The 15738-nt window shown below is 63.1% G+C and carries 14 protein-coding genes; 5 read left to right on the forward strand and 9 right to left on the reverse strand.

Annotated features, from left to right (window positions below):
• Positions 1-11: 11 nt before the first annotated feature.
• Positions 12-935, reverse strand: a complete 924-nt coding sequence (locus tag JV18_RS0109055) for a LysR substrate-binding domain-containing protein (protein WP_052071856.1) — start codon at positions 933-935, stop codon at positions 12-14.
• An 82-nt stretch (positions 936-1017) separates the two neighbouring features.
• On the opposite strand from JV18_RS0109055, the gene JV18_RS0109060 reads away from it, so the two are divergent.
• On the forward strand, positions 1018-1722 hold the full coding sequence (locus JV18_RS0109060; RefSeq protein WP_033074238.1) for an FMN-dependent NADH-azoreductase: 705 nt from the start codon (positions 1018-1020) through the stop codon (positions 1720-1722).
• 3 nt (positions 1723-1725) lie between these two features.
• Here JV18_RS0109060 and JV18_RS0109065 read toward each other — a convergent pair whose 3' ends face one another.
• The 3 genes from JV18_RS0109065 to JV18_RS0109075 all read right to left on the reverse strand — a co-directional run bounded on the left by JV18_RS0109065 (position 1726) and on the right by JV18_RS0109075 (position 3704).
• Positions 1726-2169, reverse strand: coding sequence for an acetyltransferase (locus JV18_RS0109065; RefSeq protein ID WP_033074239.1), 444 nt, complete (start codon positions 2167-2169; stop codon positions 1726-1728).
• Positions 2166-2627, reverse strand: coding sequence for a MaoC family dehydratase (locus JV18_RS0109070; RefSeq protein WP_033074240.1), 462 nt, complete (start codon positions 2625-2627; stop codon positions 2166-2168). The genes JV18_RS0109065 and JV18_RS0109070 overlap by 4 nt, the downstream gene beginning before the upstream one ends.
• Positions 2628-2702: 75 nt before the next feature.
• Positions 2703-3704 (reverse strand): NAD(P)H-quinone oxidoreductase, encoded by a 1002-nt coding sequence (locus tag JV18_RS0109075; RefSeq protein WP_033074241.1) that lies wholly within the window; start codon positions 3702-3704, stop codon positions 2703-2705.
• On the opposite strand from JV18_RS0109075, the gene JV18_RS15785 reads away from it, so the two are divergent.
• A complete protein-coding gene (locus tag JV18_RS15785) occupies positions 3682-4089 on the forward strand; it encodes a DUF1192 domain-containing protein (protein ID WP_443027773.1) in 408 nt (135 codons plus the stop codon). The genes JV18_RS0109075 and JV18_RS15785 overlap by 23 nt on opposite strands.
• 80 nt (positions 4090-4169) lie before the next feature.
• Here JV18_RS15785 and JV18_RS0109085 read toward each other — a convergent pair whose 3' ends face one another.
• Positions 4170-4652, reverse strand: a complete 483-nt coding sequence (locus JV18_RS0109085; RefSeq protein ID WP_033074243.1) for an SRPBCC family protein — start codon at positions 4650-4652, stop codon at positions 4170-4172.
• Positions 4653-4700: 48 nt separating this feature from the next.
• Between JV18_RS0109085 and JV18_RS0109090 the strand changes: the two genes are divergently transcribed.
• On the forward strand, positions 4701-5027 hold the full coding sequence (locus JV18_RS0109090) for an ArsR/SmtB family transcription factor (protein WP_033074244.1): 327 nt from the start codon (positions 4701-4703) through the stop codon (positions 5025-5027).
• A 21-nt stretch (positions 5028-5048) separates the two neighbouring features.
• On the opposite strand, the gene JV18_RS0109095 is transcribed toward JV18_RS0109090, so the two are convergent.
• The 4 genes from JV18_RS0109095 to JV18_RS0109110 all read right to left on the reverse strand — a co-directional run bounded on the left by JV18_RS0109095 (position 5049) and on the right by JV18_RS0109110 (position 10787).
• The gene (locus JV18_RS0109095) at positions 5049-5780 is read right to left on the reverse strand and encodes a class I SAM-dependent methyltransferase (protein ID WP_033074245.1); all 732 of its coding nucleotides are present in this window, start codon (positions 5778-5780) and stop codon (positions 5049-5051) included.
• On the reverse strand, positions 5780-6907 hold the full coding sequence (gene prfB, locus JV18_RS0109100; RefSeq protein ID WP_033074246.1) for a peptide chain release factor 2: 1128 nt from the start codon (positions 6905-6907) through the stop codon (positions 5780-5782). The genes JV18_RS0109095 and prfB overlap by 1 nt, the downstream gene beginning before the upstream one ends.
• Positions 6908-6976: 69 nt before the next feature.
• A complete protein-coding gene (locus JV18_RS0109105; protein ID WP_033074247.1) occupies positions 6977-9493 on the reverse strand; it encodes a penicillin-binding protein 1A in 2517 nt (838 codons plus the stop codon).
• Positions 9494-9572: 79 nt separating this feature from the next.
• Positions 9573-10787, reverse strand: coding sequence for an N-acetylmuramoyl-L-alanine amidase (locus tag JV18_RS0109110; protein ID WP_033074248.1), 1215 nt, complete (start codon positions 10785-10787; stop codon positions 9573-9575).
• A gap of 660 nt (positions 10788-11447) precedes the next feature.
• Here JV18_RS0109110 and JV18_RS0109115 point away from each other — a divergent pair.
• The gene (locus tag JV18_RS0109115) at positions 11448-14207 is read left to right on the forward strand and encodes an Rne/Rng family ribonuclease (RefSeq protein ID WP_200879089.1); all 2760 of its coding nucleotides are present in this window, start codon (positions 11448-11450) and stop codon (positions 14205-14207) included.
• 162 nt (positions 14208-14369) lie between these two features.
• A complete protein-coding gene (locus tag JV18_RS0109120; RefSeq protein WP_033074249.1) occupies positions 14370-15734 on the forward strand; it encodes a M48 family metalloprotease in 1365 nt (454 codons plus the stop codon).
• Positions 15735-15738 lie beyond the last annotated feature (4 nt).

Below are 15738 nucleotides of genomic sequence, written 5' to 3' on the forward strand. Positions count from 1 at the left end.
GGGCATATAGCTTACGCAACATGATCCAGCAACCATTGGCGCACCGCCATCAACGCGGGGTCGTGCGCTCGTTCGGGCAGCGTGAGCAGATGATATTCCTCCCCCTCCATGACGGGGCCAAAGGGATGGATGAGCAGCCCCGCATCCATTGCTGGCCGCGCGAGGGCGAGACTGGACAAGACGATACCGTCGCCCGCCGCCGCCGCCTGCAATGCATGATCGTCCGCGCTGAAGCGCGGGCCCTGATCGAACGCCCTTGCGGCCAGCGACACGCCTTCGGCCTGCGCAAGCTGCGCCCAGCGCGGCCAGCTGGGCGCCTTTCCCGCGCGGCGCCATTCGACATGAAGCAATGTCGCGCCCTGCAAATCCTCGGGCGACGTCACTCCCAGCCGGGGGCTGCACAGCGGGCCGAAGCGGTCGGCGAACAGCGGCGTCGCAACCAGCCCGGCAAAGGGCGCACGTCCATAGCGGACAGCGACATCGGCAACCCCGGCCGCCAGATCGACCGGTTCGTCGGAGGCGTGGAGGCGCAGATCATATTCGGGGAAGGCCGCCTGAAAATGCGCGAGCGCGGGGAGGATGCGGCGCGCGGTAAACAGCGTCGTCGCGCTCAGCGTGATGGCGGTGCGCCCCTTGCGGCGGGGGAGAATTTCGCGAATCGCCCGCTCAAACGCATCGAAACCGTCGCTGAGCGTCGGGAACAATCGCTGTCCGGCATCGGTCAGCGCGACGCCGCGTGCCCGGCGGGTAAAGAGCGGCAAACCCAGCCTTTCCTCCAATTGGCGGATCTGATGGCTGATTGCGGTGGGCGTCACCGCCAGTTCCTCGGCCGCAAGGCGGAAACTTTCGTGCCGCGCCGCCGCCTCGAAAGCGCGCAAAGATGCGAGCGGGGGCAGGTTGCGCCGCGCGGCCATAGATGAATCATATTCAGTCATAGGATGAGATATTGGCGTTCGACGGGAGGTAAAGGCAAGTTCTATTCATGCCATATCGCCCCAATGATGAGGACAAGCAACCATGGACCACCACGCGCTGAATATTCTCCATATCGATTCGAGCGCCCGTTCCGGCCTGTCCGGCCGCGACCGGCACGGATCACACAGCCGCCGACTGACCGCGCGCTTTCTGGACCGCTGGCGCACCGCACGGCCACAGGACAGGATCATTTATCGCGATGTCGGTGCCGAACCGCCCGCGCCGGTCGATGAGGCCTGGGTCGCCGCTGCTTTCACGCCGCCGCAGCGGCGTACGCCCGAACAGCAGGCGCGCCTGGCCGAAAGCGATCGGTTGACCGCCGAACTGGTCGCCGCCGATCTGTTGGTGGTCGGCGCGCCCATGTATAATTTCGGGATTCCTGCCCCGCTGAAAGCCTGGATCGACAATATTGTCCGTGTCGGGGTGACCTTTGGTTTCGACCGATCGCGCGATGGCGAGCCCTATTGGCCGATGCTGCCGGGCGGAAAGCGGCTCGTCATCCTCTCCTCGCGCGGCGATTATGGCTATGACCCGGGGCAGCGGCTGGCCGCGCGCAACCTGGTGGAGGCGGGACTGACGGTGCCGCTTTCCTATATCGGCCTGTATGATTGGGACGGGGTCGCCATCGAATATGATGAATTTGCCGACGACCGGCTCGCTGCCTCGATTGCCGCTGCCGAGCAGGGTGTCGATGCGCTGGCCGACCAGCTGATGCACATAAATTGGCGCGAACGCGCCGCGGCTTGAGAATCAGGCAGAAAAACGCAGATGGATCAGGGGATATGGACGCCCCTGGCCATCGCATTCCGACCGGCCCGTCGGAACGAAACCCAGACGCCGATAGAAGGCCATCGCTGGTTCATTCTGTTCGTTGACGTCGGTGGTGAGGGCAGGCTGCAACGCCAGTGCATGCGCGACGAGGGCGCGCCCGACGCCTTGACCGCGAACCGCCGGGTCGATGAACAAGGCCTCCATATGCCCCTTGTCGAGCAGCATGAAGCCCAGCGGGCGATCCCGGGCATCGACCGCCAGCCACAGCGGTGCGGAGGGGAGAAAACCCGCCACTTCCGCACCGATTGCCACGCGGTCGGCGGGAGCCAGGAAATCATGCGTCGCATCGACGGCCGCCGCCCAGATTTCGACCGCGCGCGGGCCGTCGTCGGGGCGCGAGGGACGGATGCGGACCGCGGTCAAAGCTGGTGGCCGCGAAGGGGCATCTGGATAAGGTTGAGGAAAGACATGGCGACCTCTCCATCCTGATTGGTGACGGTCATCCGCATCGTCAGCACACCGCGGTCGGGCTTGCTGCGCGACACACGCACATCCACAACCTCGCGGACAATCGACAGTCGATCCCCCGCACGCACCGGATGGCGCCATTCCAGATCATCGACCTTCAAACCCAAAAGGGGCGTGTCGCCAAAGGCGCCGGCATCGACAAAATCGCGCATGACAAGCGCGGCCACATGCCAGCCGCTGGCAATCAGGCCCCCGAACCGCCCCTCGGCTGCGGCCTTGGGGTCGATATGCATCGGCTGGGGATCATATTCGGTTGCGAAACGGATCATGTCCGCTTCGTTCATGATGATGGGCCCGCCCTCCCATGTCTGGCCAATTGTCAGATCGTCGAGGAACAGCGAAGGCTTCACCACTATATCTCCTTAAGCGGACAAATATTCCGTCCGCCGGGTGATGGCCCATGCCCCGCTTGTCAACCGCAGCGCAGCTTATTCAATGGCGAGCACAATCTTTCCGACATGATCGCCTGCCTCCATCCGCGCATGGGCCGCGGCGGCTTCTGCCAGCGGGAAGATACGATCTATGGCGGGTTTCCAAGCCCCTTCGTCGAGGCGCGGCCAGAGCGTGCCGTGAATTTCATCCGCGAGCGCCGCCTTGAAATCCTGACTGCGCGCCCGCAGCGTCGATCCGGTCATTGTGAGGCGGCGGCGCATCAGATCGGCAACATTCACCTCGGCCTTCATGCCGCGCTGAAAGGCAATGCTGACATGGCGCCCGTCCTCGGCCAGACAAGCGAGATTGCGGGGCACATAATCGCCGCCCACCATGTCCAGCACGACATGAACCCCGACGCCCTGGGTGAATTTCCCGACCGCCTCGACAAAATCTTCGGCCTTATAATCGATAGCCAGATCCGCACCGAGCGCGCGCGCCGCTTCGCATTTCGCCGCGCTGCCGCAAGTTACGATCACCTGTATGTCGAACAGCTTGGCAAGGCCGATGGCCGTGGTGCCGATGCCGCTGGTGCCGCCATGGACCAGCACGGTCTCGCCCTCCTGAATCCAGCCACGCTCGAACAGATTATGCCAGACGGTGAAGACGGTTTCGGGCAGGGCCGCCGCCTCGGCAAAACTGTACCCCTTGGGAACGGGCAGGCAGCTTCCGGCGGGCGCCACGCAATATTCGGCATAGCCGCCCCCCGCGACAAGCGCGCAAACGCTTTGCCCCAGCATTTCGGGATCGCCGCCGGGGCCGATGGCCGCCACCACGCCCGCAATTTCGAGGCCGGGCAAGTCCGACGCGCCCGGCGGCGGCGGATAATGGCCCATGCGTTGCAGCACGTCCGGGCGGTTGACCCCCGCGGCGGCGACACGGATCAGCACTTCGCCCGGCCCCAGCTGCGGAACGGGCCGGGTTTCGGCTTTCAGAACCTCGGGTCCGCCCGCCTCGGTTATGGCGATAGCGGTCATGCTGCTCGGCACGCTGGTCACGTTGATTTCCCCCACATTTCGGCAAAGCACCGTCATCGCTGCCCCAAGGATCCGCAGAACCCATGGACAGCAGCGCGACGGGCGCCCCCGGCGCGTCTTATTGACAGCCAGCGGCCATGGGTCAACAGTTGCGCGCGAGGAAATGCAAGGGGATCAAGGCGATCCCCATGAGAAGGGAGTCCGGCCGATGGATGATGAGGAGCTTCCCCGGCGGCGCGACGATGTGCTGGAGGCTTTGATCCGGCAGCCGCTGGACCCGCTGTCGATCACCGAACTGGATGCGCGGATCGTCGCGCTGGAGCGAGAGATAGAGCGCGTCAAAGCGCATCGTTCCAAAGCGGCAAGTCACAAGGCGAGCGCCGAGGCGCTTTTCCGGAAAGGCTGACCCGACCCAGTCTCCGGCCCGCAGCGCCCGGCTCCCCGACAACCGGCGCGCTGGCCGGGGCATCGGCGCGTCCTCAGGCTTCAGACATACATGCCCTCGCGCAGGTTGATGCCATGCTCAAGCCAGGCCTTCAACGCGCAGAGCATCTGCGCCCATCCCTGGCAATTGCCATAGCTGGCATCGAGCGCCCCCTGATTTTCGCGCCATCCTTCCTCGCGGATTTCGACCAGGGTGCGCCCATCCTCCAGCGCGGTGAAAACCATGGTGACGCGCGTGCGATAATCGCTGGCGGTCAAACCGCCGCCCTCGACATTGGGCGCCTCGCCTTCATTCGCATCCCATTCGAGAATGATTTTCTCGTTCGCCACCACCTCCTGCACATATACCGGAAAAGCGCCCGGAAAATCGTGGAAGTCCCAGCTTACCACCGCTCCGCTTTCCAACCGCCCTTTCGCGCCGCCCGTGGTGAAATAGGAAGAAAGCTTCGCAGGATCGACGACCGCCTCGAACACCTCTTCCACGGGTTTGGCAATGCGCGCCGCCACTCTGAATTTCAAATCCATCGCATCTCTCCTCTTGAGTCGCGGCTGAATATGTTATAAATTTATAACATGTCAATTCATGAGAGCTATGACCTTGTTTTCAAAGCGCTGGCGCACCGTGTGCGGCGGCAGATATTGGATGATCTGAAAGATCAGCCGCTGACGACGGGCGCGCTATGCACGCATTTTCCCGACATCGACCGCTGCACCGTGATGCAGCACCTCAAACAGTTGGAAGGGGCCGGGCTGATCATCGCCGAACGGCGCGGGCGCGAGCGCTGGAACCATCTGAACGCCATGCCGATCCAGGATATTCATGATCGCTGGATCGGGCCGCACGCCGCCGCTGCTTCGGCGCAGCTGGCGCGCTTCAAGCAAAGGGTCGAGGCTGATTAGGCGCCGGCGCTGTTAAGCCATTCAGGGATTTTTGCAGCGCTGAATATCGTCGGGGGCGGGGCGCTTCCCTTCGGGAACGAAGCGCGCCAGATAGCCGCCGGCATGTTGCTTGTCGTCATAGGAAAGCAGCTTGTAGCCCACCGCCTCAAATTCGCAGACGAGCAGCCGAAAGGGCGTGCCATGCTGGGCGATGGGGCGGTCGCCATCGACGACAATCACCTGTCCGCCCTCGCGCAGCGCGGGGCGCAGCCGCCAGAGAAAGGCGTAGGGCTCCTCAATCTCATGATACATATGGACCATGAAGACGCGGTCGAAACTGTCGATGGGCAAGCGCGGATCATCAACCGCGCCCAATTTGATCGACACATTGTCGAGCCGGTCGCGGGCGACCCGGTCGGCAAGGCGTTCGATCGCCTCGGGCAATATGTCCTGCGCCAGCACCCGTCCGCCGGGGCCGACGCGCGTCGCAAGGCGCACCGTATAATAGCCGTCGCCCGCACCGATATCGGCGACGGTCATGCCTTTGCGGACGTCGGCAGAGTCCATCACATCCTCCGCCTCATTCACCCGGTCGCGCGCTTCCTCGGTCGACCATTTGGTCGAAACGGTCGGCGCCACCGGGCGGTCGGCAGGGGGAAATTCGCGCGCGGTGCGGACACGCTCGCCGTCGCCGTCCCAGGGCATATCACAGCCGCCGAGCAGCGGCAGGAGCGCCAGTACAGCCAAAGCCGACCGGACGCCCGCCCCGACCATCAGTCGATATCCTCGACTTCGACCTTCTCGCCGGTGACTTTTTGCGACAAGGCCGCCGCCATGAAGGGATCGAGCGCGCCGTCGAGCACATCCTGCGGCGCGGTCGAGGTGACCCCGGTGCGCAGATCCTTCACCAGCTGATAGGGTTGAAGCACATAGGAACGGATCTGGTGACCCCAGCCGATTTCGGTCTTGGCCTGATATTCGCCCGACGCCTCGGCCTCACGCTTTTGCAGTTCAGCTTCGTAAAGCCGCGCCTTCAGCATGCTCATCGCGGTCGCGCGATTCTTGTGCTGCGACCGGTCATTCTGGCTCGCCACGACAATGCCCGTCGGGATGTGGGTGATGCGCACCGCCGAATCGGTCGTGTTCACATGCTGCCCGCCCGCGCCCGAGGCGCGATAGGTGTCGATCTTGAGGTCGCCTTCATTGACGTCGATCTGGATATCATCGTCGATCACCGGATAGACCCAGACGCTCGAGAAGCTGGTGTGGCGGCGCGCCGAGCTGTCATAAGGCGAAATGCGGACGAGGCGGTGCACCCCGCTTTCGGTCTTGGCATAGCCATAGGCATTTTCGCCCTTCACCAGCATCGTCGCCGATTTGATCCCCGCCTGCTCGCCCGCCTGATATTCGACCAGCTCGACCTTCATCCCGCGCTTTTCAGCCCAGCGCATATACATGCGCTGCAGCATCTCGGCCCAGTCCTGGCTTTCGGTGCCGCCCGCGCCGGCATGAACCTCGATATAGCAATCATTGCCGTCGGCTTCACCCGCGAGCAGCGCCTTGACCTTATCCTCTTCCGCCCGCGCGGCGAGCGCGGCGAGGCTGGCGACGGCGTCGTCGACCAAGGCGTCATCGCCCTCCATCTCGGCAAGCTCGATCAGCTCGGCGGTATCGGCGGTTTCCTGTTCGATTGCGCGAGTCGCGGTAATCGCTTCATCGAGACGGCGGCGTTCGCGCATGACATCCTGCGCCGCCTTGGGATTGTCCCACAGGGTTGGGTCTTCTACCTTGGCATTCAATTCATCAAGGCGCCGCACCGCGCGGTCCCAGTCGAGAAAGCGGCGCAGCAGCGCCAAAGCGGCGCCAATTTTGTCGATATGATCCTGCGCTTCGGCGCGCATCCCGTTGCTCCTGAATATATTTGGCTACGCCCATAGGCTTTCATGGCGCGCAGGAAAAGGTGGATGGCGTCAGATGATGCCACCGCGATCTTCGAGGAAGTCGCTGTCGGAACGGCGCCGATTTTCCTGGCGCACCGGCGCATCCTGTCGGCGCGCGGGCCGCGTCGGCCGGATTTCCTCTTCACGAATCGTGCGGCGCGGCTCGCTTTCGGGCTTGAAAGCCTCCCAGATGATCGACGATTTGGGGTCCGAGCCCGGCCAGCTTCCATAAACGCGCCGCCCCGTCCGCCGGTCGATGCGGACCATGCGAATCCCCTTGGGCGCTGCAAAGGGAATGGGCTGGGGATCAGACACTGCCTCTTCGTAAAATTGCTTGAAGATCGGCGCCGCGAGGCTGCCACCCTGAGCATAGCCGCCCATGTTGCGCGGCTGGTCGAACCCCAGATAGACACCTGCTACCACTTCGGGAGTGCCGCCGACGAACCAGACATCCTTGGGGCCGGAGGTCGTTCCCGTCTTGCCGAACATCGGAACCCCGATGTCGCGCAGCCGCGTGGCAGTGCCGCGCTGCACCACGCCTTCGAGCATGTGCACGGTCTGATAGGCGGTCATCGGATCCATTACCTGTTTGCCCGTGGGGGCAAAGCGCGGCATCGGGCGACCGTCCCAATCCTTCATGTTACAGCCGTCGCACGCTTTCCAGTTGCGCGGAAAAATCACTTTCCCCCGCCGGTCCTGCACATAGTCGATCAGACGCGGCTTAAGCTGGCGGCCATGGTTCACCAGCATGGCATAGGCATTGACGAGCTTTTCCACCGTCGTCGATCCCGCACCGAGCGCGGTCGAAAGATAGGGTTCATGCTCCCCGATCCCCATGTTGCGAATCGTTTCGACGATCGGTTCCATGCCGACCTGGCTTGCGGTCTTGACCGTCATCAGGTTGCGCGACTGTTCAAGGCCCCAACGCATCGTATGCTGGCCCGCGCCGGCGGCCCCGCCGAAGTTCCGGAAACATTTGTTGCCGAAGCGCGCGCCCTGATAAACGCAGAAGGGCCCGTCGACGATCAGCGTCGCCGGGGTCATGCCATTGTCGAGCGCGGTGGCATAAACGAAAGGCTTGATCGTCGAACCCGGCTGGCGTTCGGCCTGCGTCGCGCGGTTGAAGGGTGACAGATGAACGTCGAACCCGCCCTGCATCGCGAAAATCCGTCCCGACACGGGGCTTTCGGCCAGAAAGCCGCCCGACACTTCGGGAATATTGCGCAGCGCATAACGATCGTTGCCCGTGGCCTTCACCGCGATCATGTCGCCGGGACGCATGGCGGAAAAGGCGCTGCCGCCGGTTTTGCGGTAAATCATCCCCGCTGCACTCGACGGCAAAATGCCGGTGGAGCCATCGGAAAAACCGAGACGCGCTTCATTGCCGCTTTTCGACAGCACCGCCGCGATCCGCCAATCGTCATAATCGATGCTGATGAAAGTGGAGGCCAGGCGGCTCGCCCATTGATCGTCCGCCTCGATCTTTGCGACCGGCCCCGACCAGCCTTTGCCAGCGTCATAACGAATCAGTCCCCGGCGCAGCGCCTTGGCCGCCGCCGCCTGCATCTGGGCATTATAGGGGGTGCGCACCCACAGCCCGCCCGCATAAACGCTGTAGGGGCTATCTTCGGCGGTTTCGCCAAATTCGGCGATCAACTGCCGCCGCACTTCCTCCATATAATATCCGCCGACCTGCTCGACGGCGCGGTTGCCGCTGCCGGTGAGGCCAAGCGGCATGGCCCGCGCCGCATCCCGTTGCGCCGTCGTGATCCAGCCATTTTTCTCCATCGAGCTGAGCACGAAATTGCGCCGACCCAGCGCATCCTGTTCAAAACGCGCCCGCCCATATTTTTCCGGCGCCTTTGGCAAGATCGCCAGAAACACCATTTCGTGCAGCGCGAGCTGGTCGATATCCTTGTCGAAATAGGCGCGCGCGGCGGCCTGAACGCCAAAGCTGCGCCGCCCCAACGGAATCTCGTTGAGATAGAGTTCGAGAATCCGTTCCTTCGACAGCGCGCTTTCAATGCGCATCGCGAGGATGGCTTCGCGAATCTTGCGGCGATAGCTAAGCTCGTTGGTCAAAAGCAGGTTCTTGGCCACCTGCTGGGTGATGGTTGACGCGCCAACCGGACGACCGCTGTTGGTCAAATTGGTCAGGATCGCGGAGGCGATGCCGGGGTAATCAATGCCCCCATGTTCGAAGAAAGTCTTGTCCTCGGCCGCCAGAAAAGCCCGGATCAGGAGCGGCGGAAACTCATCATAATCGAGCTGAACCCGCCGTTCGCGCGCATAGCTGTGAACCGGCCGCCCTTCCCCGTCACGGACCATCGTGGGTAGCGGCGGTTCATAGTCGCGAAGCTGATCGACCGAAGGCAAATCGCGCGCAAAAATCGCCCAGATCAAAAACAGGCCCAGAAACCCCGCAAGGATCAGCGCCAACAGCCAGCGAAACCAGCGCCGCGTCCATTTGTCGCGAAACCAGGCGATAAGGGCATTGCCATCGCGGCGCAGGCGAAGGCGGAAATCTTGCGGACTATCGGCGGCCATAGATTTCAGCCTCTAAAGCCTGCTTTGCCGAAAGGGAAGTATGGTTGCGGTGGGCGGACAGCAAGAAACTGTCGCGTCATCAGGGCGCTACCGCCGCAATTTGCCGGGCGAAGTGCAATTGCACCGCTTCGCGGACCCCGCGGGCAATTTTTTTCTGACCGCCGGGCGAGGCCAGAAAGGCGGCATCCTCTTTGTTCGAGATAAAGCCCGTTTCGAACAGGACCGAGGGGGTGTCGGGCGCTTTCAATACGACAAAAGAAGCGAAACGATGCGCACTTGTACGGAATTTTACCTCATCCGAAGCCTCGCGCTGCAAAAGCCGCGCAAAGTCGGACGCGACATTCATCGTCTCGCGCTGCGCCAGATCGAGCAGGATCGAAGACACATCGCCGTCATGACCGCTGAGGTCTACGCCATTGATAATATTCGCTTTATTTTCCCGCGCAGCGAGCCGGGCCGCCTCACGATCCGAAGCAACTTCGGACAATGTATAGATGGACGCGCCGCGCGCTTCCTGATTTTCCGCCGCATCGGCGTGAATCGAAATGAAAAGATCCGCCTTCAACCGCCGCGCAACCCCATAGCGCTCCTCCAGCACCAGATAGCGATCATCGGAGCGCGTCAAAGCCACTCGTACGCGCCCGCTGCCCACAAGTTCGTCGCGAATCGCGCGCGCAAGCGCAAGGGTGATGTCCTTTTCATAGCGGCCATTATGGGGTGAAATGGCGCCCGGATCATGGCCCCCATGGCCCGCGTCGATTACCACCAGCGGCAAACGCTCATTGGATCCGCCATGGATGCGCGGCAGCGGCAACGCGGGTTTGGGCGTACCGATCGGCACGCTGACGCTGTAGCGCTTTTCAGGCGGCTTGGCGCGGAAGTTCGCAGGGGGCTGGAGCTCGACGCGGGGCGCGCGTGCGGCCTGGCGGAAGGCTTCGGCAGAGACAGGCTGCAAACGAAAGGACAGGCTGCGCCCGTCGGCAGCGAAATGCGCCTCTTTCACCAATGCCGGCTGCGCAAGATCGAGCACGACGCGCGCCGAGCCATCGCTTTGCTGTCCCTGACGCACCGCCCGCACCACGCCCCCGCTGCCCGGCGACTGGCCCGGCTGCGCCCCGGCAATATCGAGGGCGATACGGTCGGGGCCCGCCAGCAAAAAAGCGCTCGCCCCCGCAACCAGATCGTCAAAATGCACGGTGACCGCGCTGTCGCCGATTTCGACCGCGCCGATCTGCCCCGCCAGAGCAGCAGAGGGGCTGAATGCCATGGCCAGCAAAAATAGGCTCACACCCATTGCATGATTATGCCGCCCTCGCGGCGCATTGGTCCAGCGCTTATTCGACAAGTGAGGCCCCTAGCCGCTCTTCAAGATGAAGATTGCATTAGCCATCAGGGGTCAAACGGGCGTGAAGCAGCAAGGTTAACCGTGCGTTTAGCATGATTTCATAAAAGGACAGGCGACGACCAAGGCGTTGGATTGCGTCTTTGTTCGGCAGCGGAGGTTGCCGTGGACCGATGCCGATGCTAGCAGGGCCGTCACCGACGGTGCCGTTTTCGGTCTCGTCCGGCCTTTTGAGGGGGAAGTGCCGATCCTGCGGACAGGCGGGAGTCGGCCGCCCTGGTGCCGGATGGGCGGAAAATAGCGACTGGCCGTTGGCCCACCCGGTTGACCGGACGTTGGGGCGAAAGCCGAAAGCCCGCCCTCGCCGCCCGATCACCTCAACAGGTTGATGCCGCATGAGGCTTGCCATGCCCTCTTATTTCCGCAGCGACGCGGGCGCTTTCGCCCCAGCCGTCGCCCGGAGCCAAGACCGCATGTGCGTCCAACACCGGACGCGGCCCTTTTGCGACAATAACATCTCTATATCTGCCACCCATATCCGCCGCGGCCGCTTTGCCGGCGCGTTTGCGGAATTTTTGATTGGCGCGCCGCGGCGCGCCTGGAGTGATAATAATGACCACGCGCATGTTGATCGACGCGCGGCACCGGGAAGAAACCCGGGTCGCCGTCACCAAGGGAAACCGCATCGAGGAGTTTGATTTCGAGTCCGCTGAGCACAAGCAGCTCAAGGGCAATATCTATCTGGCCAAGGTAACCCGCGTCGAACCGTCGCTGCAGGCGGCGTTCGTCGAATATGGCGGCAACCGCCACGGCTTTCTGGCCTTTAGTGAAATCCACCCCGACTATTATCAGATCCCCAAGGAAGATCGCGAGGCGCTGCTGCGCGAAGAGGCGGAACATGCCGCCGAAGCAGCAATGCGCGCCGAAGAGGATCTTGACGAGCTGGAAGGCGATGTCGCCGAAGTCGAAGGCCATGACGAGGACGATAATGGGGACGCGCCCCCTCCTCCCGAAACAGTAGGGGAGGAAAATGACGGCGATTCGGACGGTGAAACCGACCAAGCTGAAACCGGCGATGGCGAGGACGCATCGGAAGAAGGCCGGGATGAGCGCGGCGGACGCCGACGGCGCGGGCGCAATGGCGGCCGCAAGGGCCGTGGACGGAGCCGTCGGGGCGATGATGACGATGGCGAAAATCGCATGTCGCTGCGCCGCCGTTACAAAATTCAGGACGTTATTCGCCGCCGCCAGGTGATGCTGGTTCAGGTGGTCAAGGAAGAGCGTGGCAACAAGGGCGCCGCGCTGACCACCTATCTCAGCCTGGCGGGTCGCTATTGCGTATTGATGCCAAACACGATGCACGGCGGCGGGATCAGCCGCAAGATTTCGAACGGGGCCGATCGCCGCAAGCTCAAGGCGATTATCGACGAAATGAATTTGCCCCCGTCGATGGGGTGCATCGTCCGCACGGCTGGCATGAGCCGCACCAAGACCGAGATCAAACGCGATTTCGACTATCTGGCCCGCCTGTGGGACGAGATTCGTGAAAAGACGCTGCAATCCAGCGCTCCGGCGCTTGTCCATTCGGACAGCGACCTGATCAAGCGCGCGATACGCGACATATATCATCGCGACATCGAGGAAGTGCTGGTTGAAGGCGAAGAGGGTTACAAGGCCGCCAAACAGTTTATGAAGCTGTTGATGCCCAGCCATGCGCGGCGGGTGAAACAATATGCCGACCCCGTCTCGCTCTATCAGCGTTATGGCGTCGAAGACCAGCTTGCGGGGATGCTCAACCCCGTCGTCCAGCTGAAATCGGGCGGCTATCTGGTGATCAACCCGACCGAGGCGCTGGTGTCGATTGACATCAACTCCGGCCGCTCGACACGCGAACATAATATTGAGCAGACCGCGCTCAGCACCAATTTGGAAGCCGCGGCAGAAATTGCCCGCCAACTGCGCCTGCGCGACATGGCGGGGCTGGTCGTCATCGACTTCATCGACATGGATCACGGCTCGAACGTCCGCAAGGTCGAGCGCGCGATGAAGGAAGCGCTGAAGAACGATCGGGCACGCATCCAGATCGGGCGGATCTCGGGCTTTGGCCTGATGGAAATGAGCCGGCAGCGCCTGCGCACCGGTGTGCTGGAAGCATCGACACGTCCCTGTCCCCATTGCGAAGGCACCGGACTGGTCCGCACCGCTTCGTCGGCAGGTCTCAGTGCGCTGCGTCTGATCGAGGAAGAGGCGGCACGCGGCAAGGGCAGCAAAATCACCCTGCGCGCCAGCCAGGAAGCGACCTTCTACCTCCTCAACGAAAAGCGCCGCGAACTGCGGGAGATCGAGGAGCTTTACGGAGTCGAGGTCGAAATCCTGCCCGACGGCGAAACCGAAGGCGCGCGTATGGCAATTGAAGTCGGTGGCCCGCCGCCGACCCAACGCCGTAATTTCGCACCCATCGCGCCGATCGAAGAGGAAGAGGAAGACGAAAATCTCGTCGAAAGCGACGAGGAAGATACCGACACTCAGGAAAGCGAACGCCGCGAGCGTGACGATGGCGAAAACCGCAAGCGTCGCCGCCGTCGCCGCCGGGGACGGCGTGGCCGCCGCGACGAGGAAGGCGCTGAATCCTTTGACGGCGATGGCCGCGAAAGGACGCCGGACGATGGCGATGCTGACGATAGCCGCGACACGCAGGAAGAAGGTGGCGCCGACGCGGACGAAACGGCCGTGGCCGAGACGACAGCGGGCGGCAGCCCTGAAAGCGAGACAAACGAGGAAGCGAACGCAAAGCCGAAGCGCCGCCGTGGCGGACGCGGACGCAAACCCAAGGCAAGCGAAACCGAAGCCGAGGCAGCGAGCGAAGCCGGATCGCCGGAAACCGAGCAGGCCAGCACCGAGCAGACAAGCGAAGCCCCAGTCGATGTGGCGGACGAGCCGACAGCAGAAGCCGCAGCGACCGACGAGAATGTCGTCGACGAAGCGCCGGTGAAGCCCAAGCGCAAGCGCGCGCCCCGCAAGACCAAGGCGGTCCTTGCCGCTGAGGCAGAGGCCGAAACGGCAGACGCATCGCCCGACAAGGATGGCTCGCCAACCGAAAGCGATGCGACGACTGCGGCGCCGCAAGAGCAAGAGGAAGCCCCCAAGCCCACCCCGCGCAAGCGGGCGAGCCGGGCCCGGAAAAAGGTAGCGGAAGAGGCGGCTCCTGCCCCAGAAGCGGCGCCAGCCGAAGCGGCCGCGCCCACTCCCCTCGCCGAACCGGCACCCGCGCCGTCTGAACCGCAAACCGTCGCCGCCAATGGCGACAATGAAGGGGCCGACGAATCGGCTACGCCGCGACGGGGATGGTGGCAGCGCACCTTCGGCAACTGACGCTATGGCCGCCATGCTTTGGCATGGCGGCCATATGCGATACTTGCGTCTCCTCAACCGACCCCCCACAACGCCGATATGGCTTCAGTGAAGGTTCAGGCACATGAGGCAAGGCAGGCGGCGATGACGCCCTTTGCCTTTTCCCCCGGTCGACGCACTTCTATGGCGCGAGCCGGATTGCGCTTTTTCTTGCTGTTATTGGCCGTGCTGATGCTCAGTGCGCGCCCCGTGCTCGCCCAATCCATATTGCGGGATGCCGAGACGGAGGCATTGCTGCAGGATATGATGGACCCGCTGAGCGTGGCGGCGGGGTTGCAGCCCGGGCAGGTGCGCGTGCACCTGTTGGGCGATCCCAGTATCAATGCCTTTGTCGCGGGTAGTCAGGATGTCTATGTTTTCAGCGGCCTGATCGAGACCGCCGATAGCGCCGAAGAGGTGCAGGGCGTGCTGGCGCACGAGCTGGGCCATATCATGGGCGGCCATGCGATTCGCGTGAATGACGGCGCCAAGACCGCGTCCAACATCTCGCTGCTCAGCCTGCTTCTGGGCGCCGCCGCCATTGCTGCAGGCGGGGGCGAAGCGGGCATGGGGATCATGATGGCGGGCCAGCAGGCGGCGCTGGGAAAATTCCTGGCCTTTACGCGCGTACAGGAATCGACCGCCGATGCCGCAGGCGTCCAATATCTGTCCACCGCCGGGATCAGCGGGCGCGGCAGCCTCGCCTTTTTCAAGAAGCTTCAGAATCTGGAGTTTCGCTATGGCATCAAGCAGGATGATGATCAGGCCTATGGCCGCACCCATCCCATGTCGGGCGACCGGATCCAGGCGCTGCGCGACGATTATATGGTTGATCCTGCGTGGGACAAACCCGCCGACCCTGATATCGAGCGCCGTTTCCAGCGGGTGAAAGCGAAATTGTCGGGTTTTGTATCCGAACCCGAACGCACGCTGCGCAAATATCCCGCCAGCGACACCAGCATTCCCGCCCGCTATGCCCGCGCTTATGCGTGGCACAAAAGCGCTTACCCCGCCAAGGCGCTGGCCGAGGTCGAAGGGCTGCTCGCCATCGATTCGCAGGACCCTTATTTTCTGGAACTGGAAGGGCAGATATTGCTCGAATCAGGGCGCCCCGCCGAGGCGATTCCGCCGCTGCGCAAGGCGGTCGCCAATTCGCGGTCGCAGCCGCTTATCAGCGCGCTGCTGGGCCATGCGCTGATCGCCACCGAAGATCCCGCCAATTTTGCCGAGGCCGAAAAGGTACTGAAAACGGCGGTGGCGCTCGATAATCAGAATCCCTTCGCCTGGTATCAGCTGGGCATTGTTTATGCGAACAAGGGCGATCAGGCCCGCGCCGCGCTGGCGTCGGCGGAACGCTATCAGTTGCAGGGCGGACAGGCGGCGCTGGCGCTGCGCAATGCCGAAGTGGCGATGCAGGGGCTGCCCGAAGGGTCGCCCGACTGGATCCGCGCGCAGGATATTTCGCTGGTTGCGCGCGCCGAGGTGGAACGGACGCGCAAACGGCGCTAGATTC

This window comes from Sphingopyxis sp. MWB1, assembly GCF_000763945.1.
Classification (GTDB): domain Bacteria; phylum Pseudomonadota; class Alphaproteobacteria; order Sphingomonadales; family Sphingomonadaceae; genus Sphingopyxis.

Bases quoted from the DNA above. Each gene is read 5' to 3' on its own strand.
- prfB (WP_033074246.1), bottom strand. From the start codon at position 6,907: ATGCGCGCCGAAGCGCAGGATCATATCGACAAAATTGGCGCCGCTTTG.
- JV18_RS0109120 (WP_033074249.1), top strand. From the start codon at position 14,370: ATGGCGCGAGCCGGATTGCGCTTTTTCTTGCTGTTATTGGCCGTGCTG.
- JV18_RS0109090 (WP_033074244.1), top strand. From the start codon at position 4,701: ATGTCAATTCATGAGAGCTATGACCTTGTTTTCAAAGCGCTGGCGCAC.
- JV18_RS0109110 (WP_033074248.1), bottom strand. From the start codon at position 10,787: ATGGGTGTGAGCCTATTTTTGCTGGCCATGGCATTCAGCCCCTCTGCT.
- JV18_RS0109060 (WP_033074238.1), top strand. From the start codon at position 1,018: ATGGACCACCACGCGCTGAATATTCTCCATATCGATTCGAGCGCCCGT.
- JV18_RS0109105 (WP_033074247.1), bottom strand. From the start codon at position 9,493: ATGGCCGCCGATAGTCCGCAAGATTTCCGCCTTCGCCTGCGCCGCGAT.
- JV18_RS0109055 (WP_052071856.1), bottom strand. From the start codon at position 935: ATGACTGAATATGATTCATCTATGGCCGCGCGGCGCAACCTGCCCCCG.
- JV18_RS0109095 (WP_033074245.1), bottom strand. From the start codon at position 5,780: ATGGTCGGGGCGGGCGTCCGGTCGGCTTTGGCTGTACTGGCGCTCCTG.
- JV18_RS15785 (WP_443027773.1), top strand. From the start codon at position 3,682: ATGCTGCTCGGCACGCTGGTCACGTTGATTTCCCCCACATTTCGGCAA.
- JV18_RS0109085 (WP_033074243.1), bottom strand. From the start codon at position 4,652: ATGGATTTGAAATTCAGAGTGGCGGCGCGCATTGCCAAACCCGTGGAA.
- JV18_RS0109115 (WP_200879089.1), top strand. From the start codon at position 11,448: ATGACCACGCGCATGTTGATCGACGCGCGGCACCGGGAAGAAACCCGG.